The organism is Mesorhizobium sp. NPDC059025, from assembly GCF_042739655.1.
Classification (GTDB): Bacteria; Pseudomonadota; Alphaproteobacteria; order Rhizobiales; family Rhizobiaceae; genus Mesorhizobium.
In genome coordinates this window covers 70,906-91,155 of sequence record NZ_JBHYIM010000012.1, presented here as the reverse complement: position 1 = coordinate 91,155, position 20,250 = coordinate 70,906, and the positions used below count along the sequence as shown (strand labels likewise).

15 protein-coding genes are annotated in these 20,250 nt (G+C 61.2%); 10 read left to right on the top strand and 5 right to left on the bottom strand.

What is annotated here, in order from left to right:
• Positions 1-118: 118 nt before the first annotated feature.
• From ACFWYE_RS24415 to ACFWYE_RS24405, 3 genes are all read left to right on the top strand, one after another.
• Positions 119-994 (top strand): cell wall hydrolase, encoded by an 876-nt coding sequence (locus tag ACFWYE_RS24415; protein WP_379064988.1) that lies wholly within the window; start codon positions 119-121, stop codon positions 992-994.
• A 108-nt stretch (positions 995-1,102) separates the two neighbouring features.
• Positions 1,103-1,708: a recombination mediator RecR gene (recR, locus tag ACFWYE_RS24410; protein ID WP_379114839.1), complete on the top strand. Its 606-nt coding sequence runs from the start codon at positions 1,103-1,105 to the stop codon at positions 1,706-1,708.
• Between the two features lie 22 nt (positions 1,709-1,730).
• A complete protein-coding gene (locus ACFWYE_RS24405; RefSeq protein ID WP_379114838.1) occupies positions 1,731-2,993 on the top strand; it encodes a lytic murein transglycosylase in 1,263 nt (420 codons plus the stop codon).
• Positions 2,994-3,006: 13 nt separating this feature from the next.
• Here the strand turns inward: ACFWYE_RS24405 and ACFWYE_RS24400 are convergent, their stop codons facing one another.
• Positions 3,007-4,008: an LLM class flavin-dependent oxidoreductase gene (locus ACFWYE_RS24400; protein ID WP_379064986.1), complete on the bottom strand. Its 1,002-nt coding sequence runs from the start codon at positions 4,006-4,008 to the stop codon at positions 3,007-3,009.
• Positions 4,009-4,307: 299 nt separating this feature from the next.
• On the opposite strand from ACFWYE_RS24400, the gene ACFWYE_RS24395 reads away from it, so the two are divergent.
• The gene (locus ACFWYE_RS24395; protein ID WP_326892945.1) at positions 4,308-4,736 is read left to right on the top strand and encodes a DUF6481 family protein; all 429 of its coding nucleotides are present in this window, start codon (positions 4,308-4,310) and stop codon (positions 4,734-4,736) included.
• A 191-nt stretch (positions 4,737-4,927) separates the two neighbouring features.
• Here the strand turns inward: ACFWYE_RS24395 and ACFWYE_RS24390 are convergent, their stop codons facing one another.
• Together ACFWYE_RS24390 and ACFWYE_RS24385 are read right to left on the bottom strand one after the other, a co-directional pair.
• Positions 4,928-6,076 (bottom strand): NAD(P)/FAD-dependent oxidoreductase, encoded by a 1,149-nt coding sequence (locus ACFWYE_RS24390; protein ID WP_379064983.1) that lies wholly within the window; start codon positions 6,074-6,076, stop codon positions 4,928-4,930.
• Positions 6,077-6,171: 95 nt separating this feature from the next.
• A complete protein-coding gene (locus tag ACFWYE_RS24385; RefSeq protein ID WP_379064981.1) occupies positions 6,172-6,780 on the bottom strand; it encodes a helix-turn-helix domain-containing protein in 609 nt (202 codons plus the stop codon).
• A gap of 200 nt (positions 6,781-6,980) precedes the next feature.
• On the opposite strand from ACFWYE_RS24385, the gene ACFWYE_RS24380 reads away from it, so the two are divergent.
• From ACFWYE_RS24380 to ACFWYE_RS24365, 4 genes are all read left to right on the top strand, one after another.
• Complete coding sequence (locus tag ACFWYE_RS24380; protein WP_379114837.1) at positions 6,981-7,805, top strand: creatininase family protein; 825 nt, start codon at positions 6,981-6,983, stop codon at positions 7,803-7,805.
• An 81-nt stretch (positions 7,806-7,886) separates the two neighbouring features.
• The gene (locus ACFWYE_RS24375; protein ID WP_379114836.1) at positions 7,887-9,509 is read left to right on the top strand and encodes an ABC transporter substrate-binding protein; all 1,623 of its coding nucleotides are present in this window, start codon (positions 7,887-7,889) and stop codon (positions 9,507-9,509) included.
• Between the two features lie 289 nt (positions 9,510-9,798).
• Entirely contained in the window at positions 9,799-11,574 is a 1,776-nt protein-coding gene (locus tag ACFWYE_RS24370) for an adenylate/guanylate cyclase domain-containing protein (RefSeq protein WP_379114835.1), read from the top strand.
• A gap of 125 nt (positions 11,575-11,699) precedes the next feature.
• Positions 11,700-16,070 carry a cytochrome P450 gene (locus tag ACFWYE_RS24365; RefSeq protein WP_379114834.1) on the top strand — a complete coding sequence of 1,457 codons (4,371 nt, stop codon included), beginning with the start codon at positions 11,700-11,702 and terminating at the stop codon, positions 16,068-16,070.
• Between the two features lie 69 nt (positions 16,071-16,139).
• Here ACFWYE_RS24365 and ACFWYE_RS24360 read toward each other — a convergent pair whose 3' ends face one another.
• Together ACFWYE_RS24360 and ACFWYE_RS24355 are read right to left on the bottom strand one after the other, a co-directional pair.
• On the bottom strand, positions 16,140-16,814 hold the full coding sequence (locus tag ACFWYE_RS24360; RefSeq protein WP_379114833.1) for a Crp/Fnr family transcriptional regulator: 675 nt from the start codon (positions 16,812-16,814) through the stop codon (positions 16,140-16,142).
• A gap of 165 nt (positions 16,815-16,979) precedes the next feature.
• Positions 16,980-17,681 carry a response regulator transcription factor gene (locus ACFWYE_RS24355; protein ID WP_379114832.1) on the bottom strand — a complete coding sequence of 234 codons (702 nt, stop codon included), beginning with the start codon at positions 17,679-17,681 and terminating at the stop codon, positions 16,980-16,982.
• Positions 17,682-18,122: 441 nt separating this feature from the next.
• On the opposite strand from ACFWYE_RS24355, the gene ACFWYE_RS24350 reads away from it, so the two are divergent.
• Positions 18,123-19,565, top strand: coding sequence for a calcium-binding protein (locus ACFWYE_RS24350; RefSeq protein WP_379114831.1), 1,443 nt, complete (start codon positions 18,123-18,125; stop codon positions 19,563-19,565).
• A 218-nt stretch (positions 19,566-19,783) separates the two neighbouring features.
• Entirely contained in the window at positions 19,784-20,065 is a 282-nt protein-coding gene (locus ACFWYE_RS24345) for a hypothetical protein (protein WP_379114830.1), read from the top strand.
• Positions 20,066-20,250: the final 185 nt, after the last annotated feature.

Here is a 20,250-nt window from a genome sequence, read left to right as displayed (position 1 = left end):
CCACGAATTGTTCACCTTGTTCGGCAAAGTAAGGCTTTGGCCATCTTTTTGCCCGAAAGTGTCTCATTCTTGCCGCATATCCTGGGGACAAGGCGGCAGCAAGAATGAGGGACGTTTGTTGATCGCCACGCGTTGGAAAAAGCTGATCGCCCTCGGGACGGTTGTCCTAGGCCCGCTCTTCCTGGCTGCTTGCAGCCAGACCACCGGCAGTCACGGCCTGTCCGTTGCCAAGCTCTCCGATTCGGTTGCCCCCAGTTCCAAGGTCGGCGCTTACCGCTACACCAGCCGCGACAAGGAATGCCTGGCGCGCGCGATGTTCTTCGAATCGAATCGTTCCAGCCGCGATGGCATGGTCGCCGTCGGCACGGTGGTGATGAACCGCCTGCGCTCGGGCAAGTATGGCGACAACATCTGCACCGTTGTTGGTCAGCCAGGCCAGTTCGCGCCGGGCGTGATGACCCGTCGCATGAACTCCAAGGCCTTGCCTGATGTCATGGATGCTGCCGAGGCGGTGCTCAAGGGCGAACGCTCGACCAAGGCCAAGAACTCGATGTTCTTCCATACGGCCGGCCTCAAGTTCCCTTACAAGAACATGCACTACGTGCTGGTCGCTGGTGGCAACGCCTTCTACGAGAAGCGCGGCCGCAACTGGCAGCCGCTGCCGGAAGAAGGCGCCACCATGATGGCCTCGGCGGCGCCGGTTGCTCCGGTTGAGACCGTTGCTGTCGCCTCGGCTGCCACGATCCCGGCGACGGCGTTTGTTTCGACAAAGCCGGCGCCAGCCACGGCCGCCGCGCCGGTTATGGTGGCCTCGGCCGAACCGGCCCGACTTCCGTTCAAGACCGCTTCGGCGGTGCCAAGCGAAAGGCCGCAGCCTGTTCTGGCCTCGGCGACGACATCCGAGCCTGACGTCGTGATGTCGTTCCAGTCGACGCCGGAAAACACCGATGCCATCGGCGCTCTGATCGTGTCGGAAAGCCGCCCGCTGCAGTGATTCGTATGGAGGGCTGAGCCTCGGGCTACCGACAGCGTTCATCAGCAACGGCGCGGGCGCCGTTGCTGCTCAGTTCCAAAGCGGCTGAAAAAATCCTACATCGGTGCGATGTCCAAGCGAATCGCCGGTCCTGAAATCGAACGCCTGATCCAGCTTCTGGCCAAGGTGCCCGGGCTGGGACCGCGTTCGGCGCGCCGCGCGGCCCTGCACCTCATCAAGAAAAAGGATCAACTCCTGGCACCCTTGGCCAATGCCATGGGCGAGGCGGTCGAGAAGGTGCGCATCTGCTCGACCTGCGGCAACGTCGATACCGCCGATCCTTGCATGATCTGCACCGACCCGCGCCGCGATGAAGCCACGCTGATCGTGGTCGAAGATGTTTCGGATCTTTGGGCGCTGGAACGGGCGGCGGCCATGAATGTTCGCTACCATGTCCTCGGCGGCACGCTTTCGCCGCTCGACGGCATCGGTCCCGACCAGCTGAATATCCGTTCACTTGTGGATCGGATCGCTGCCGGTGCGGTCAAGGAAGTCATTCTCGCCGTCAACGCCACGGTCGAGGGGCAGACGACGGCACACTACCTTACCGACCAGCTCTCCAGCTTTGATGTGAAAGTGACAAGGCTTGCGCATGGCGTGCCGGTGGGTGGCGAACTCGATTATCTCGACGAGGGCACGCTGGCCGCGGCGTTGAAGTCGCGCACGACATTCTGAACGAGATTCTCGAGGAGACAGGATGAACCGTTTCCCTGGCAGCTTTCTGTTCCCCTCGCTGAAACGGCTGTTTCTGCTCGCTGCCCTTGTTGCGAGCTTCGCGGGTTCCGTTTCGGCTGCGACCGTCGATGACCAGTTCCGGACCTGGCTGCAGAACGATCTCTGGCCGGAGGCCAAGGCAAAGGGCATTTCGCAGGCGACGTTCAATGCTGCCTTCGACGGCGTGAAATCGAATCTCAAGCTGCCCGATCTCGTGCTGCCGGGGGAAAAGCCGAAGACACCGAAGAAACAGCACCAGGCCGAGTTCGGTTCTCCAGGCGCCTATTTTGCCGAAAAGATCGTGGCGGCGGTTTCCAATGGCGGACGTGCCCGCGCTGGGAAATACGCCGCGACGCTGCGCCAGATCGAGAAGCGCTACGGCGTGCCGGGATCGGTGGTGCTGGCGATCTGGGGCCGCGAAAGCGGCTTCGGCGCGGCGAAGATCCCCTACGATGCCTTCGAAGTGTTGGGCACCAAGGCTTTTCTGGCAACGCGCAAGGACATGTTCCGTCAGGAACTGCTGGCAGCGCTGGAAATCGTGCAGCGCGGTCTTGCTCCGGTCGGAGCGATGAAATCGTCCTGGGCCGGCGCGCTCGGGCAGCCGCAGTTCATGCCGACCTCATTCCTCAAGCACGCAGTCGACTTCGACGGCGACGGCAAGACCGACATCTGGAACTCGGTACCGGACGTCATGGGATCGATCGCCAACTATCTCGTCCACTACGGCTGGGTGAAAGGGCGCGGCTGGGGCTACGAGGTCACCGCGCCGGATACGGTCTCCTGCGCGCTGGAAGGGCCTGATCGCGGCAAGCCGGTCTCGGCCTGGAACAAGCTCGGCATCAGGCGGGTCGACGGCAAGCCGTTCCCGCCCGGCGAAAATGCAGCCGAGGCATTCCTGATGATGCCCGCCGGCCGCCATGGCCCGGCATTCCTGGTGACACCGAACTTTTATGTGCTGAAGGAATACAACACCTCAGACCTCTATGCGCTGTTCATCGGCCTGGGCGCTGATCGCATAGCGCAGGGCGATCACCGGTTTTCGGCGGAATGGGGAGCGGTGGGAGGACTTTACAGGTCGGATATCGCCAGCCTGCAGCGCGTGCTGGAAAAGAAGGGCTATGACGTCGGCAGCGCCGATGGCCTTCCGGGCTTCAAGACGCGGCGTTCGATCGGCGAATGGCAGGCCAGGAACGGCCGCGCCGCGACCTGCTATCCCGACGCGGAACTGGTGCGGGCGCTGAAATAGCCCGCAACGGCGATCACGCAGCCTTCGACATGCCCCGATGGATATCTGCAAGCATCTCGAAGGAACGCACCCGGGCGGCGTGATCGAAGACCTGGGCCGTCACCATCAGCTCGTCGGCGCCGGTGCGCGCGATGAAAGCCTCGACGCCCTGCTTCACCGTTTCAGGCGAGCCGACCACGGCGCAGGACAGCGCCTGATTCAGCATGGTGCGCGCCACGGGATCGAGATCGCGGTCAAAATTCTCGACCGGTGGCGGCAGCCGACCCGGGCGGCCACTGCGCAGGTTCACGAAAGCCTGCTGCAGCGAGGTGAACAGCAGCCTTGCTTCCGCGTCGGTCGGTGCCGCGATCACATTGATGCCGAGCATGACGCGCGGTTTGTCGAGATGCTGGGAAGGCTCGAACCGCGTGCGATAGACCTCGAGCGCGTGGTCCAGCTCCGCCGGCGCGAAATGCGAGGCGAAGGCGTAGGGCAGGCCGAGCATGGCGGCGAGTTGCGCGCCATAAAGACTGGAACCGAGGATCCAGACCGGCACGGCTTCACCCTCTCCTGGCACGGCACGGATGCGTTGGCCGTCTTCGGCAGGCTCGAAATAGGCCATCAGTTCAACGACGTCGCGCGGGAAGTTGTCGACGCCGGCATCGAGGTTTCGACGCAGTGCGCGTGCCGTCATCATGTCGGTTCCAGGGGCTCGGCCGAGACCGAGGTCGATGCGGCCGGGATGCAGGGCGGCCAGCGTGCCGAACTGTTCGGCAATCACCAGCGGCGCGTGGTTGGGCAGCATGATGCCGCCGGCGCCGACGCGAATGGTCCTGGTGCCGGCTGCGACATGGGCGATGACGACGGCGGTCGCGGCGCTGGCAATGCCAGGCATGTTATGGTGCTCGGCCAGCCAGTAGCGCTTGTAGCCCAGCCGTTCGGCGTGGCGGGCAAGGTCCAGCGTATTGGCAAGAGACTGCCCTGGTGTGCTGCCCTCGCCGACGGGCGAGAGGTCGAGAACGGAAAGATCGGTCATGCGCGTGTCCGCTGGCTGGTCCGAGGGCATATAGGGTGAGGTTAGCGAAGTACCAAATCTGGAGATTGGGCCAGCCGTTGAAGCACCCTTCCGACAATTGGAATCAATTTCGGAAAGCACGGGGCGCGGGTTCGAAGTCTTGTGTGCCCATCGCGCGTTCGAAATGACGCGCGGCCCGCTAATATGTCGTTGCGCTGCAACATGCGCGTTCTATTCATGGCTGGCATACCGAATTGGTGCTTGATCTCTGCTTTCGCGCGCGTATGTAAGCCCCGCACATAGATTTCAGGGAACTGGACTTGGCTATCTACAGGGAAAAAGACATTTTCGAGCGGCGCAATGCCGCGAACGAGGCAAAGAAGGCGCTCCTGGAGCGCTTCAAGGCAAAGCCCGCAGCGGACGATCCGGCAGTGCTGGCTCGCCAGGCGGAACGCAAGGCGATCCTCGAGGCACGCGCTATCCGTGAAGCCGAGAAGGCTCGGCTGAAGCAGGAACGCCTGGCACGCGAAGCCGCTGAAAAGGCGGAGCGTGAAGCCGCGGCGGAGGCTGCGAGACTCGAAGCTGAAGCGAAGGCGCGCGAAGAAGCCGCATTGCGCGAGGCGGAAGAGAATGATCGCATCTCGCGCCTGCTGGCCGATGAGGCCGAACGCAAGGCCAAGCGCGATGCGCGCTATGCCGCGCGCAAGTCGCGCGTCGGCCGCACGCCTCCGGGTTTCTCGGCGCGCTGATTGCTTTGGCAGCGAAAAAATAGCCCGCTTCACGCGAGATGAAGCGGGCTTTTTGCATGTGCCGCGAAGCGGTTTGAGCATGATCCCGGAAAGTTGCGGACTTTTCGGACAAGATCATGCGGCAAACAAAGAGTTGGAGTGTTTCCTTGAAAAACGGAAGCGCTCTGGTCGCCGGATTGGTCCCGGTCTTGCTATCTGTCGAGCCGTTTCGGGCTGAGCATGGCATTGTCGAGCCCGAAGTCGGCGATGCGCGCCGGCAGTGGCTGGCCGCGCACGAGGGCGGCGCAGGCTTCTCCCATGGCGGCGGATGTCTGGATACCGTAGCCACCCTGTGCGACCAGCCAGAACAGGCCGGGCACCTTCGCGTCGAAACCCCCGACCAGATCGCCATCGCTGACAAAGGATCGCAATCCTGCCCATACGCGGCTGGGGCGGCCGACCGAGAGCGTCGTCAGTTCTTCGATGCGATGAATGCCGAGCGCAATGTCTTCCATTTCGGGCTGAACGTCCTGCGGCGCCATCAGGTCGGCATTGGCTGGTGAGCCGAGCAGCAGGCCGGCATCGGGCTTGATGTAGCAGCTTTCATCGGCGGTGATGAACATCGGCCAGCGGGTGACGTCGTGACCGGCGGGCGGCGCAAAGACGAAGGCCGTGCGCCGGCGTGGTTCCAATCCGATCGGGCTGGCGCCGAACAACGCGCCGATCTCATCGCCCCAGGCCCCCGCGGCGTTGATCACGATCGGCGCAATATACTCCCTGCCCGAAGCGACAAGGCGCCAGTCGGCCCCGCTTTGTTCGGCCGCGGTCACTTCCGCGTTGCCGATCACGGTGCCGCCGGCGCGTTTCAGGCCGCGCAGATAGCCCTGATGCAGGGCATGCACGTCGATATCCTCGGCATTGGGATTGTAGACGGCGCCGGTGACGCCTTCCGGCCGCAACACCGGGACCCAGGCCCTGGCGCCTTCGAAATCGAGTCGTTCACCCGCCAGTCCGATCGAACGGACCGCATCCTGATGTTCGGCAAGCAGGTGTTCCTGCTCCGCGGAAGCCACGACCAGCATGCCGCGCGGCGTCAGGATCGGATGCTCCGCGAAGCCGGCCGGAGGATTTTCAAGGAAGGCGCGACTCGCTGCCGTCAATGCGCGCACCTGGCGCGTGCCGTAGGTTTCGCTGAACAGCGCGGCCGAGCGGCCGGTCGAATGGTATCCGGGCTGGCTCTCGCGCTCGAGCAACACCGTCTTCAGGTGCGGCGCCAGCCAGTAGCCGACGGAAGCGCCGGCGATGCCGCCACCGATGATCAGGACATCGGCTTTTACAGGCCCGGCTTCTTGCGTCGTCATTGGCAATCCTTCGGCACCAGCGATCGGTCGCCGGCGCGCATACAAATTTCCTATCCGCTAAGCATTTTCAAAATTTGAAAACGGCGTCAAGCGCTTCAGTGGTCCAGCATCTCGATCAGCGCCGACTGGAAATCCGGCTGCGCGCTGGAGCAGACCGCGAGCACGAGCCCATCGCCTTCGCCGACGGCGAGATAGGCGTGACCCATGGTGCTGTCGATGTAGATGCTCTCGCCTTTCTCGAGGCGGACCGGCGCGTAGTGCTCGGTGTGCACCTCGATAGCTCCCTCCAGTACATACAGGAACTCCTCGCCGGAATGCTTGATGAGCGGGCCAAACTCGTCCAGCGAGCGGGTGGTGATGCGCGTCAGCACCGGAACCATGCGCTTCTTGGTGATTTCCGTGCTGAGGTAGAGATAGTCGTAATTCTGGGTTTTCTGCTGCAGCCCGTCGCCATGCAGGTTGATCGAGCGCCGGGTCAACGGGTGACCGGGTACCTCAGGTTCGGCCACCAGTTCGGCCATCGACAGGCCGAGCCCCTCGCCGATTTGCAGGAGTTTGTCATAGGAAAGCGACATCTGGTCGTTTTCGACCTTGGACAGCGTCGAGATCGCCACGCCGGTCTTGCTGCTGACATCGCTCAGCTTCCAGCCATGTTTCTGGCGCAATGCCTTGAGGTTCGATCCGAGTTTCGGGTGCTTGGCCATCAATCCCCAATAGTTGGTCCAGTGTGTCGATTGGACGATAGCCGTTGACAATATCGACAACAAGGAAAATCATTTAGCGGATCAGAAAATGAAATTCTCGCCGCGTGGGTGGGAATAACAAACCAGATGGTCAGCGCTTGCTGGAGCCGACCGCCAATAGGCTCGGCCCGGCGATGCAACCGCTGTTTGAGGAGGAATTCATGGCTCGGGAAGTCGAATGGGCGCGCATGACGGCGCCGGAGTTGCGGGCGATCGCCGAGCGCGGCAATGCGCTGGCCATCCTGCCGGTCGGTTCGCTTGAACAGCATGGGCCGCATCTGCCGGTGATCACCGACACGGCGAGTGCTGCAGCTGCCGCCGTGCGTGGGGCGCGGCTGGTTTCAGACGACGTGCCGCTGGCCGTCCTGCCTGGCCTTTGGCTTGGCATGAGCGAGCATCATCTGCCGTTCGGCGGCACGATCACATTGGACTATGCCGCCTATCACGGCGTGTTGCGTTCGATCGCGCGTTCGCTGAAGGCGATCGGCTTTGCTCGCCTGCTCATCGTCAACGGCCACGGCGGCAATGTCGATCCGCTGGCCGTCGCCGTGCGCGAACTGGCCGTGGAATTCGACATGCCGATCGTGGCGACGACACCATGGTTCCTCGCGCAGGAGGAAACCTCGGCGCTGTTCGAATCCGACGATGGCCCCAAGCATGCCTGCGAGGGCGAGGCCTCCGTCATGCTGGCTATTGCCGGTGACATCGTCAAAACCGACAAGTTCAAGGAAGCCGAGGCGCTGCAGGCGGGCCAGAACGAGGCGCCGCACGGTGCATCGCGTTTCTACTCCTTCTCCGAGCGCGCACCGAAGACCGGCACCTGGGGCTTCCCCAGCAAGGGCACTGCAGAAAAGGGCGAGAAGTTCCTGGCCCTGCATGCGCGTGAGGTCGCCAGCCTCATCACCTCGGACATCCTGTGGACGCGACCGGATCCGGTCTGGCGTGCCGGCCGCGGGCTCGAAACCACCGGCGGCAGGGCCGAGTAGCTGTAAATCCAGCGATGGTCCGCGCTGTGAGGGGCTGGCCATCGCATGACTGCCAACAACAACCAGAAAAAGGGGAAGATCATGACTGTTTCACAACGCAGCCGCTCGGCTGCGCGGCTCGTCACAGGGGTCGCCGTTGCCCTTCTGTCCGGCCTCTTTGGCGGACAGGCACTGGCCAAGAGCCTCGTCTACTGCTCGGAAAGCTCACCGGAAGGGTTCGACCCGGCACTCTACTCCACCAATTCCACCTGGGATGCTTCGTCCAAGCCGATCTACAGCCGCCTGGTCGAGTTTGAACAGGGCACCACCAACGTGGTCCCTGGTCTCGCAGAAAGCTGGACGATTTCGGACGACAAGCTCGAATACACCTTCAAGCTGCGCAAAGGTGTGAAGTTCCAGACCACAGACTATTTCACGCCGAGCCGCGAGCTCACCGCCGATGACGTGATCTTCTCGCTGGATCGCCAGCGCCTGAAAGACAACCCCTGGTACGGCTACATCGCCGGCTCGAGCTGGGAGATCTTCGAAGGCATGGAGATGCAGAACCTGATCAAGGACATCTCCAGGATCGACGACAACACGCTGAAGATCGTCCTCAACCAGCCGTCCGCTTCGCTTCTGGCCATGCTGGCGATGGATTTCGGCTCGGTTCTGTCGAAGGAATATGCTGACAAGCTCCTGGCCGCGGGCACCAAGGAAAAACTGAACCAGCAGCCGATCGGCACCGGGCCTTTCCGTTTCGTCGACTATCAGCAGGATGCCGTCATCCGCTTCCAGGCAAATCCCGATTATTTCGGCGAGAAGCCGAAACTCGACGAGCTGGTCTTCGCCGTCACCGTCGATCCGACCGCACGCATCCAGCGACTGCGGGCAGGTGAATGCCAGATGGCGCCTTACCCGGCACCGGCCGATATCGCGGAGCTCAAGGCCGATCCCAACCTGACGGTAATGGAAAAGCCGGGTCTGAACGTGGCATATCTCGCCTACAACACGCTGATGCCGCCTTTCGACAAGGCGGACGTGCGCCGCGCGCTCAACATGGCCATGAACAAGCAGGCGATCATCGACGCCATCTTCCAGGGCACGGGCCAGGTCGCCAAGAACCCTTTGCCGCCAGGCATGTGGGGCTACAACGATGCGGTGGCGGACGACAAATATGATCCGGAAGCGGCCAGGAAGATGCTGGAGGCGGCTGGCGTCAAGGATCTCAAGATGAAGATCTGGGCGATGCCGGTCAGTCGCCCCTACATGCCGAACGCGCAGCGTACCGCGGAGCTGATCCAGGCGGATTTCGCCAAGGTGGGGGTCACGGTCGAGATCGTGTCCTATGAGTGGGGCGAGTATGTGAAGCGCGCCCGCGACAAGGACCGCGATGGTGCCATCATCCTTGGCGCGACCAGCGACAATGGCGATCCCGACAATCTGATCAGCTACTTCTTCGCCTGTTCGGGTGTCGGCGGTGCCAATTTCGCCAACTGGTGCTACCAGCCGGTCGAAGACCTGATGCAGAAGGCGCGCATCACCTCCGACCAGTCGGAACGTACCAGGATGTATCACGAGCTTCAGGTCCTGTTCAAAGAACAGGCGCCCTGGGCCACACTCGACCATTCGACCGTATCGCTGCCGATGTCGAAGAAGATAACGGGCTACGTCATGGACCCGCTCGGTTCGCACCGTTTCGAAAGCGTCGATATCGCCGAATAGGTCCTGCACGCTCCGTGGCGGTTTCGCTGCGGAGCGTTTCATCTATCGGCATATTGCAGTTAGATGCCGACCTCGGTCAAAATTGCACGGCAAGTCAGTAGTTGTTTGTACTCTAATGATTTGCGGGTGTCCAAATCCGTGCTAGCGTCCTCTTGGCTTTGCCCAGGTGGGGACAATGGCGAAGTACTTCAAATCGTTCTGCGATTCAAAGTATCTGCCATCGGCCTTGAGACCGCCGGTTCAGGCTTGTGTCGGCTTGAGGGCTAACGAGGTTTTGAGATCAACATGAATGGTTGATCAGCAGGCGATCCGGCAGCTTTCCACCATCTGCGCCATCGACGCAGTCGGCTTCTCGCGCCTGATGAACGAAAATCAGGAAACGGCCGTCAGGATCTTCCATGAGCGGCGAAACCTGATAGCTGAAACGGTCGGCGAATTTGGTGGCCGTATCTTCGGGGCGGCGGGCGACAGCCTGATGGCGGAGTTCGGCAGCCCTGTCGAGGCGCTGCGCGCCGTGCTGGAAGCTCAGCTTCGGCTCGACAAACTCAATGCAAGCGAGGCGGAAAACCTGCGCATGCCGTTCCGCATCGGCGTCGCGACGGGTGTGGTCATCCAGAGCGAAGATGGGACTTTCGGCGACTGCGTGAACATATCGGCACGGTTGCAGGAGTTCTCGCCGCCGGGCGGTGTCGCGATAACAGGCACAACGCACGAACATATCAGCGGCAGGTTTTCGGTCGAATTCACCGATCTCGGCCCGATGCAGCTCAAGAACATCGCCTTGCCGGTCAGGATCCTGGTTACCGCGCCTGCCTCAGCCCAGACGAAGTCTCTCGCATTCGCCGCGGTTCGCTCGTCCATCGTGCAGCCCGTCAACACCGATTCCAGGGATCATCAACCGGCCATCGCGGTGTTGCCCTTTCAGAACAGCAGTCCCGACCGATCGACGGACTATCTGGCGGACGGCATCGTCGACGACATCATTCACGGGCTTGCGGCGACACGGTCGCTCCCGGTCATCGCGCGCGATTCCAGCTTCCAGTTCCGCGATCAGTGGCTGGGAACCGCAGCGATCGGCAATCTTCTTGGCGCGCGCTATCTGGTGACGGGCTCGGTTGCCAGCTTCGACAAGCACATCCGGCTGAGTGCGTCGCTCACCGACAGCAGCAACAGCCGTGTGGTCTGGTCCGGCCGGTTCGAGCGCGGCCTTGAGGAACTCATCCAGCTCCAGGACGATCTCGGTGGAGAAATCGTGTCCACCCTTGAGCGAGAGGTCGATCGGGTCGAACAGGTGCGTACCTTCCAGATTCCGTGGGAGCGGCTGCAAACCTGGCAACTTGTGCGCCGTGGCCGCTGGCATATGCAACGGCGCACGCGCGCCGACATGGATGCGGCCCTCAAGCTGTTCCAGCAGGCCTATGACGAAGACCCCAATTCGGGCACGGTGCTCAGCGAACTGGCCTGGTGGTATCTCTGGCGCGGCTGGCTCAACCGCGGCGAGCCCGATGATCTTGCCCGCGTTGCCGAGTTGTCGCAGCGGGCATTGCTGGTGGACAGTCAGGATGCCCGTCCATATGCGTTTCTGGGCTCCATCGAAGTGCTGCGGCGACGCCCGCTTGTTGCGCAGGATTTCCTGCAGCAGGCGCTTCACTACAACCCGAGTTTTGTGTTGGCCTACCAGGCCATGGGCAGTGCCCGGCTCATGGCGTCGCGTCCGCAGGAGGCGATCACCGTTCTGAAGCGGGCTGATCGCTTGTCGCCTTTCGAGAACTATCGCTTTCACACGCTGGGTGAACTGGCAGCGGCGTACACGCTGCTGGAGGATTGGCCGGCTGTCATAACAACCGCCGAGCGTTCGCTGTCTTTTGCCCAGGACTATTTCTATCCGCGATTTCTCAAGATCGGCGCGCTTGTGCGCAGCGGGCAAGTCGGGGAGGCTCGTGCCGAGCGCGTTCTGTTCGAGGCCAGGCATCCGCGATTCAGCCGTAGCTGGATCGATTGGATCCCGTTCGCGGACGGCTCCATCAACCAGCGGCTGCTGGACAATTTCGACGCGGCCGGCTGAGCCAGGCCAAGGCTCGAGTTTATGCCGCTCCGCCAGGCAGCAATGTGAAGCGGATCACTTACCCGGTGAAGGCCGGTTCATAGCATAGCCTGCACGTCTTTGCGTTTTCCGGGGGGATCGTCGGAATGGGCTTCTCGACCAAATATTATGAAGGAGTTCTCAAGGGCCAGGCCAGCCTGCCTCTTGGCAGTGAAACACCGCCGTTCGACTTCGAGCGCAAGCGCAAGACGACCCTTGTGGGACGCGCCATCGGCTGGTTCCTGGAAACCCCGGATTGGTGGCTCCGAATCCTGCGCAGTCTCCTTCCACGCTTCCGCGTGGGCAAGGTCGTGTTCCTGCTGGGCTTCGAGGATGTCCGCGAAGTCCTCGAGCGTGAATCGGAATTCGAAACGCCTTATGGCCCCGAGTTGCGCGAGTTTTCCGGAGGTCTCGATTTCCTGCTCAGTCTGAAGGACGGCAAGCTTTATCGCACGCAAAAGTCCGTGGTCCTCAGCGCGTTTCCACCCAGCGAGGTCGAGGAGCGGGTGCGGGACATAGCGGCCACGCATTCGCAGGAGATCGTGCGTCATGCCGGCGAGAAATTCGACGCGGCCACCGAATTGATGCGCGTTGTGCCGATACGTATCTGCCGGGAGTATTACGGCCTGGATATCGAGGACGATCGGCAATTCGGCGACTGGGCCATCTCCATAAACCACATCCTGTTCGGGGATTGGAACGCGGACCCCGTCACGCGCGAACTGGCCGTGGCGGCGGCCAAGAACATGTTCGCGGCGGTCGACCGCTCCATCGACATCGCCCAGGCGGCGATCGACCGCGGAGAGGTGGTCGACAATCCGCTCGGGCGGCTCATCCATATGTCGAAAGACGGCGGCCAGGTTGCTGGCCGGCAGGAGGTGCGCGCGATCATGATCGGCATGGTCGTCGGGTTTGCGCCGACGAACCTGCTTGGGGGCACCAATTGTCTCGATGCCGTTCTGAGCCGGCCGGAGATCTTCGGCTGCATCAAGAAGGCTGTCGACGAAGAGGACAACGCACGCCTGGACAAGGCGGTGCTCGAGGCCATGCGCTTCAAGCCGCATTGGATCTGGCCCTGGCGCTACACGCGCGAGGAGAAGACGATCGGCGTCGGCCGATCGCGCCCGTACAGGATTCCGGCCAACGTGTCGGTTCTGCCCTTCACGCGCTCGGCCATGTTTGATGCGTCGGTCGTCCGCGACCCCTGGACGTTCAATCCTGACCGCAGCTTGAGCGAGAACATGGTTTTCGGGGTCGGCATTCATCGCTGCATCGGTGCCGCGATCGCCAGCGTTCAGGTTGCCGAGGCCTTCCGTGCCTTATTCGAAAGGCCAGGCTTTCGACGGGCTCGCGGCAAGGAGGGCAAGCTCACGCGCATCGGTCCCTATCCGGACAGGCTGATGGTGGAGTTCGATGCGCCGGCCGAGAACCGTCTTGTCGAACAGGCGCTGGTCACCGTGTGCGTGCCGGTGCGCGCCGGGGCCGATGCGAAACAGCTCCAGAAGGAAGTCGATCTCCTCGGCAATCCTGCAGCTGAGGCAATCCGAACGGCTCTGAACGAGACCGGCATCATCCACTTCGCCAGTCTCGCAGCCATTTCGACAAGCGATGCCGGAAAAAAGACCGGGGATGGCTTCCATCTCGTGCTCGAACTGTCGGGCGACGGCAGCAAACGCGCGGTGATCGAGGCATTTGTCGCCGCGACGAAGACGCAACTGCAACCGATATTCGAGCGTTTTGCGGCCGATTCGCTCAAAGGCCCACTGGAAACCTTTCTGCTCAAACATGCGATCGATGTGTCGCCGCAGTTCGGCGAAATGTCGGGGCTGGTGTTCGCTGGCACGCCGGGACATTCCGTTGCGCGCATCAAGGCCGAGCAGTTGCTGGCGAACAGGCTTGCGGAGCTTGTCGAACAACAGACCCTGCTCGCCCCGCCATCCACGGCGGTGATATCGGACAGCTCCTCGGCCGGAGAGATATTGAAGGACGTGCGCAAGGAGCTGGAGAAAGAAGAGCATTTCGACTGGGCGTTCTCGCCCGCGCAAAGTCTTCTGGAAAAGCCGGGCGGCACGCTTCTGTCGGCTACAGTGCACAGCATCTTCAACCTGCGCACCGCAATACCGCTGGTCGTCCTGGTCGGGGTTTTCACCTGGCTGACCTACTACCTGCAATTCGACAAAGGCGTGCATTGGTTCCGCACCGTGGCGCGCCTTGGCGATTCCTTCATCCTGGCCGTCGGCGGACTGATCCTGGCGATGGGGATGCTGCTCTTGGTCGTGGCCTTGCGGTTGCGGCATATCGAGCAACGCGAGGAGATCAGCACCGCTGGAATAAAGCTCGACAATTTGGCGAAGCTTCAGGAGCGCGAGGACAAGGAAGGATACGTCCAGAACCACATGACCGCCGTCTCCGTCATCAAGCCGGGATGGTGGTTGAAACCTGGAGTGCTTCGGCGGGTCCTGCTGCGGTTTTCGTTCTACGTCATTTCAATCGCTGCCCGGCGCGCATACAGGCCAGGGTATCTCGCCGACATAAATACAATCCATTTCGCGCGCTGGGTCAGGATTCCACGCACCGACCGCCTCGTTTTCTTCAGCAATTATGGCGGCAGCTGGGAAAGCTACCTTGAGGATTTCGTCACCAAGGCCTCCGCCGGCCTGACCGGCATCTGGAGCAACACCCGAGGTTTTCCCAGGACACGTTTTCTGTTCCTGGACGGTAGTCGAGATGGCGACCGCTTCAAGCGCTGGGCTCGCGCCGAGCAGATTCCGACTTCTTTCTGGTATTCGGCCTATCCGGAGCTGAACACCACGATAATCCGTAAGAACTCGCGCATCAGGCAGGGCTTCCATGCCGCGCGCGCGAGCCAGGCACGCGACTGGCTGAGCCTGTTCACTTCGTTGCCTCGGCAGGATGGCATCAAACCGTCGCTGACCCGGACGCTTCTGAACCAGGCCAGTGAGACGTCGGTAGAGAGCCTGGAAAGCGGCGAAATACAGTCCCTCATATTCGGACCGCTCGGCAATCTCGAACATGCCGTCATGCTTGCGTTCGAAGTCGGTGGCGGGAGTTCTGTAGCGCAACGACAGGAGGTGCTGGCGCATCTTTTGAAACACACGAGTTTCGGCGACAGCAAACCGCCGTCGCGTGCGATGTTCTGTGTCTTTGGCCCTCAGGGCCTGACCAAGCTGGGCTTCGCCGGCAATCCAGACAGCGATGCACTCGGCAGTTTTCCGCCGACCTTCAGGCAAGGCATGGCGAATGACTATCGTAGCCGCATCCTTGACGATCAGGGCGACAGCGCACCTGAAAACTGGTCGTGGGGTTCCAAGACGACACCCGTCGATCTCGCCATGATCTGCTATGCCGCCGACAAGGCAAAGCTGGATGGAATGGTGCTGGACATAGGCAAGCTTGCCAACAGAACCGGGCTGATATCAAGGGCAGTCGTTCCACTCATGATCGACCGCAGCAGCGCCAGATGTCCGGTGAAACATGTCGCGGAGGGTGATGAGGAGAAACGCCCGGCGCGGGAGCATTTCGGTTTCGTCGACGGTGTATCCCAGCCGGTGATCAAGGGCACACGGCGCCGGCGCAACCACAATTCAAGCCCCATTCACCAGATCGCTGCAGGCGAATTCCTGTTCGGCTATCGGGATGAGCACGGCTTCTACCCGCCCAGCCCGACGACACCCGCGGAGTTTGACGCAGAGGGGCGCCTGCTGGCGATCGACGCGGACGGCCAACCGGTCGACGGCCGGGCTGCCACGCATGATTTTGGCCGCAACGGTTCGTTCGTCGTCATCCGCCAGCTCGAGCAGCATGTAGAGCGTTTCAACGACTACTGCCGCGAGGAGGCCGCCAATCTGCGTGGCAGCGGCACGTATGATTTCGAAGCCGTGGATGAAGAGTGGATCGGCGCCCGCATTGTCGGGCGATGGAAAAACGGCTCGTCGTTGACCAGGAATCCGGATGGACCCGGGCGCGAACTCGACAATGAGTTCACCTACGGCGCCGAAGATCCGCAGGGACTGCATTGCCCCCTTGGGGCCCATATCAGGCGTTCCAACCCCCGTGATTCCCTCGGCACCGACATCGACACCCAACTGCGCATCTCGAAGCGGCATCGCATCCTGCGAGCGGGTCGGAGTTACGTTCTTGACCGCAACGGCAAGACGGAGAAAGGGCTGCTGTTCATCTGCTTCAATGCGAGCTTCGAACGGCAATATGAATTCATCCAGCAGACCTGGATGTCGGCGCAGAATTTCCACGGCTTGCGCGGTGAAAAGGACCCGCTGATCGGCAGGCAGCCCGGCGATGCAGAGGCGCCGAGGGGACGCTTTACCATCCCGCGATGGGAAGGGGCGGTGGAACTGACGACCCTGCCGTCGTTCATAACGACGCGCGGCGGAGGCTATTTCTTCATGCCGAGCCGTGCAGCGTTGCAGTTCCTGCACTGGCGTCTGGCCACCAGCTGAGTGCGTGCCCGATGATCAAGGATTGAGATCGGGGCCTCTGATCGGCAAGCCTGGCCGATCAGAGGCAACTTACTCTGAACTGACGCGTCGCAGGCGGGCCGGATCATTGACTTTGACGTGACCACGTTTTGTCGCGATCAGGCCGCGGCCACGCCAGTCGTTGAGAAGTTTGTTGACGGATTCCCGCGTCGCCCCCAGCGTCTGCGCGAGTTCCGATTGTGAGATGGCGATCCAGCCCGCGGCATCGGAAAGCAGTTCGCTAAGATGCAGCAGCCGCTTGGCGAGCCTGGCCTCGATGGCGAGGAAGGTATGGTCGCCGAGCTCTTCGCTGATCCACCTCAGTCGCTTGCACAGCAGTTCGATGATGGCTCGACCCAGCAAAGGGTCCCGCTCGATGCGGTCAAGCACCTGCTTGCGCGTCAGGGACACGATGGAGCATTCCGACCTGCAGATGGCTGTCGCTGTCCTGCGGCCACCGTCCAGCACCCCGATTTCGCCAATGAGGCTCGGCGGGAATTGCAGGTTGGCGACAAGTTTGTCGCCTTCGGCTGAGAAGATCGAAATCTCGACCGAGCCGGCGAGCAGACCGTAGACACGGTCGGATGGATCGTCCTGGAGAAAAAGCAGTCGACCCGCGGGGTATTTTTCCGGCTTGGCGTCGCCGAACATCCGGTCCAGCAGGTCGCGGTCATAGTGGGCGAACTTCGCCAGTGTGTGTTTAGGTTCCTGATCCAGACTGGTCATCAACATCGGTGCCCCCAACGTGATCTCAGTTCAAGTGAGATTCTGCTTTTGTTTGTTCTGAACTTCGTTTGCTGCCTTGTCCGTGGGAAAGTCTACGCGCGGCAGCGCGGCTTGGATAGCGGACGGGAAGCGGATTTGTTTCTTGCCGGCGCGCTGCCAAGCCGTCTAAGCAAGGGCCGGCTCCGGCCCACCCGCGGCATGATCCCCTTTCATCAGAGCCATGATGGCTACCTGGGTGCGGTTTGTCGCCCCAAGCTTGCTCATGATCTGCCGAACATGAACCTTGACGGTCGATTCCTGCATGTCGAGCTCGCGCGCGATAAGCTTGTTGGATTTGCCCGAGCGGAGGCGGTCGAGAACCTGGTTCTGCCTGGGTGTCAGGCCGCTGCCCGTCGCTGCGCCCGAATGATGGCGAGCACGGTCTCTGCCGTCTGCGATCTCCAACAGGGCTTCGCGAGGGAAGTACGCGCCGCCATTCATGATGAAGGCAAGTGCCTGGTGCACCACGGCCAGCGGCGTGGTGGTCGAAATGAAAGCCTGGAAGCCGAAGCTCACGGCGCCCACAGCCTCTTCCGCTTCCGTCCGGTCCGAAAGAATGGCGCAGGGTGTTGTCGGGAACTGCTCCCGCACACTCCGCAGGACCGCCCGCGTCTGCAGATCATGCAACGATGAGCCGCCGATATTCAGGACGATAAGTGAAACGATATTGCCTGGTTGAGAATAGAAACCGATGTTTTCCGGCTCTATCGCATGGGCCGATTTGCCGAGAGGGCTGACCCATTCGTTGATCAAGGTCGTAATGCCGGCGCATCTCAGCGCCAGAGTATCAACTACCAGCACAACCGCCTTTTGTGCATCCCCAGTCATTTAAGTCTCCTCGGTTTGTGGGCGCTTGCCTGTGCGCCACCGGAACCCTCTTTCCGATCCGTTTCATATCGAGCGTTTCCGTGGAAATCGGAAAAGCTCTAACTCATTGTTTGTGCAATTCCTGACGCAAAAACGCTGCGCGCTTTTGCTGGAATTACTCCAGTCGTATCGCAATGAGGACACCTCCGATGTGAGGCGCTTCACATGCATCGGGCCGCTATCGAAAGCGCCTGCCGTGAATGCCGGACGAGCCGCCGAATTCCCTTGGACTTCCAAGGCTTACCCTGTCGACCAAGGTACAGAACCCGCCTTAGGTGCACCATCCGCTCCAACGGTGCTCAGCCGGAAGGCGTAGGTCTGCAATCAAGGCGATCAGCGCTATGAAGCCGTTTCCGGCACCTCCTTGCAGACTATGCTTGTCGCGCAATGGAGGAGTTTGCCATGGGCACGTCGAATTCAAGCAAAGGCCACCAGCACGGCTGTGGCAACCATCCGCCCCAGGCCGTGCAGGTGCGCACGGTGACGGCGCAAAGTGCAATCGGCGTTTCCGCACAGGCAAGCGCGGATGCCTTCGGTCAAGCGACGTTTTCCAACACGCAGGTCCATCTGACCACCATCGACCGTGGACTCGCTTCGTTTGCCATCGCAGCGGTCGGAGCACAGGCGGCCGCGCGGGCCTATGGCGATCAATCGCCATTCGCCATGGCGTCGGCGATGGTCGCGATGACTGACGCCGATGTTTCGGTTACCAACAGCAGGACGGTCACCGGTTCCGACTCACACGGAATGAGCCAGCAGACGGTCGTTTCGGCGATCGGTGCGAGCTTTGCGTTCGAAACGGGCCTCGCTCCTGCCCATCAGGCCCATGACGCTGCCGTAGAGAGTTGCCGTTCCGGCATAGGGTCGCTGCAGGGCAATCTGGCAACTTTTGATGCGAATGTGATCGCACATGGCGAGAACAGCTTTGTCGACCTCCAGGCCGATGCCGTTGCTTTGGACGATCAATATTCCTCGAGCGTCGTTTCGGCCACGTCGGCTGTCGACAGCCAGGTTGTCTACACAGAGTATGTCGGCACCAGATGGGACGACAACATCGTAACGGGCAATGGCGACTCGCTTGTCCGTGGAGATCGTGGTGACGACACCATACGTGCCGGCGGTGGTGATGATTGGCTTTTTGGCGGCAATGGCGACGACCGCATCAGTGGTGGTGGCGGCAACGACACAGCCTTTGGCGGCGATGGCCGCGACAATCTCGGTGGCGGCGATGGTGACGATTGGCTGTTCGGTGGTGATGGCAAGGACACCCTTTCAGGTGACGCCGGCAACGACCTGATCGTCGGTGGCGATGGCAACGACCTGATCACCGGTGGCAACGGCAATGACCTGCTCGACGGAGGCGATGGCCGTGACGACATTTCGGGCGGCGCCGGCAACGATGTCTTTCGGCTAGGCTCCTCTTCCGGCGACGGCGACGATTTGATGAGGGGAGGCGCGGGGGGCGACACCTATCTCATCACCGGAACGTTCGACGACGATACCATCGTCGATTTTTCGGTCAGTGGCGGTGACCGGCTTGCCATCGACGATCTCGATGTGTTGATCGCCGCCGGTTCGCGGACGATTTCGATGGAACGCGACCGAGGCGATCGGGATGACCTTGTCGTGACGCTACGCCAGGATGGGGAGCGTTCGACGCTCACCTTGGACGAATTCTTCGCCAACAATCCCGAATTTGGCGCGATGCCGATGCGCGGAGCGTTCAGCGCGCAGCAAACGGCCACGATCATGCATGCCATAGCCGTGGATGCCGATACCAATCCGGCGTTGACGGATGCGCAACTCACCTTTCAGCTGGGGGACCTTCTGGCCGTCTTTGGCTGAATAGCTGAAAATTGAAACTTTTGGCATCCACCCTCTGAGGGTGGATGCTTTTTTATTTTTCAGTTTATATCACATTCGCTTTGATATATCTAAAGTATTACTCTGCAAGATAGAGAATTTACGTCACTTGAATATTTGATGATTTCGACGATGAGTTCTAGGATTTGAATGTGCCGGACAATAATTCCGGACATCATCAAAGCGACAAGGAGAGTGAAATGACTTTTTACTGTGATCCTTCCGACGTGAATCTGGACGCCTCGTACGATTTCGATTCCAACATCGATATCGACTTCGACCTGTATTCGGATATCGACAGCAACCTCGACGTCAATCACGACATCGACGTCTGCGTCGACATCAACGGCAACGAAGCCACGTTTGCGATCGACGTCCAGGCCTATGGCCATGACGCTGCAACCGACCTCAATCTCGTCGTTGCGGTTCAGGAAAACGAGTGGTCGAGCATCACGGCAACCGGCTACGCGGCTGCCGGCTGATGACCTTCGCAGTCGACTGCGGCGCATCCTCCCATCGCTGCAGCCCGACCGAAAAAGGCTCCGCTTCGCGCGGGGCCTTTTTTCATAGGCTAGGTCGGTGCTTAGATCCGAGAAGAGCCACTTGATCCTACCAAAGACGTCGTCGTCTACGCCTGAAGTGTAACTCCACCTAAGCGTTGTGCCGC

Bases quoted from the DNA above. Each gene is read 5' to 3' on its own strand.
- recR (WP_379114839.1), top strand. From the start codon at position 1,103: ATGTCCAAGCGAATCGCCGGTCCTGAAATCGAACGCCTGATCCAGCTT.
- ACFWYE_RS24405 (WP_379114838.1), top strand. From the start codon at position 1,731: ATGAACCGTTTCCCTGGCAGCTTTCTGTTCCCCTCGCTGAAACGGCTG.
- ACFWYE_RS24400 (WP_379064986.1), bottom strand. From the start codon at position 4,008: ATGACCGATCTTTCCGTTCTCGACCTCTCGCCCGTCGGCGAGGGCAGC.
- ACFWYE_RS24390 (WP_379064983.1), bottom strand. From the start codon at position 6,076: ATGACGACGCAAGAAGCCGGGCCTGTAAAAGCCGATGTCCTGATCATC.
- ACFWYE_RS24385 (WP_379064981.1), bottom strand. From the start codon at position 6,780: ATGGCCAAGCACCCGAAACTCGGATCGAACCTCAAGGCATTGCGCCAG.
- ACFWYE_RS24380 (WP_379114837.1), top strand. From the start codon at position 6,981: ATGGCTCGGGAAGTCGAATGGGCGCGCATGACGGCGCCGGAGTTGCGG.
- ACFWYE_RS24375 (WP_379114836.1), top strand. From the start codon at position 7,887: ATGACTGTTTCACAACGCAGCCGCTCGGCTGCGCGGCTCGTCACAGGG.
- ACFWYE_RS24370 (WP_379114835.1), top strand. From the start codon at position 9,799: ATGGTTGATCAGCAGGCGATCCGGCAGCTTTCCACCATCTGCGCCATC.
- ACFWYE_RS24365 (WP_379114834.1), top strand. From the start codon at position 11,700: ATGGGCTTCTCGACCAAATATTATGAAGGAGTTCTCAAGGGCCAGGCC.
- ACFWYE_RS24360 (WP_379114833.1), bottom strand. From the start codon at position 16,814: ATGACCAGTCTGGATCAGGAACCTAAACACACACTGGCGAAGTTCGCC.
- ACFWYE_RS24355 (WP_379114832.1), bottom strand. From the start codon at position 17,681: ATGACTGGGGATGCACAAAAGGCGGTTGTGCTGGTAGTTGATACTCTG.
- ACFWYE_RS24350 (WP_379114831.1), top strand. From the start codon at position 18,123: ATGGGCACGTCGAATTCAAGCAAAGGCCACCAGCACGGCTGTGGCAAC.
- ACFWYE_RS24345 (WP_379114830.1), top strand. From the start codon at position 19,784: ATGACTTTTTACTGTGATCCTTCCGACGTGAATCTGGACGCCTCGTAC.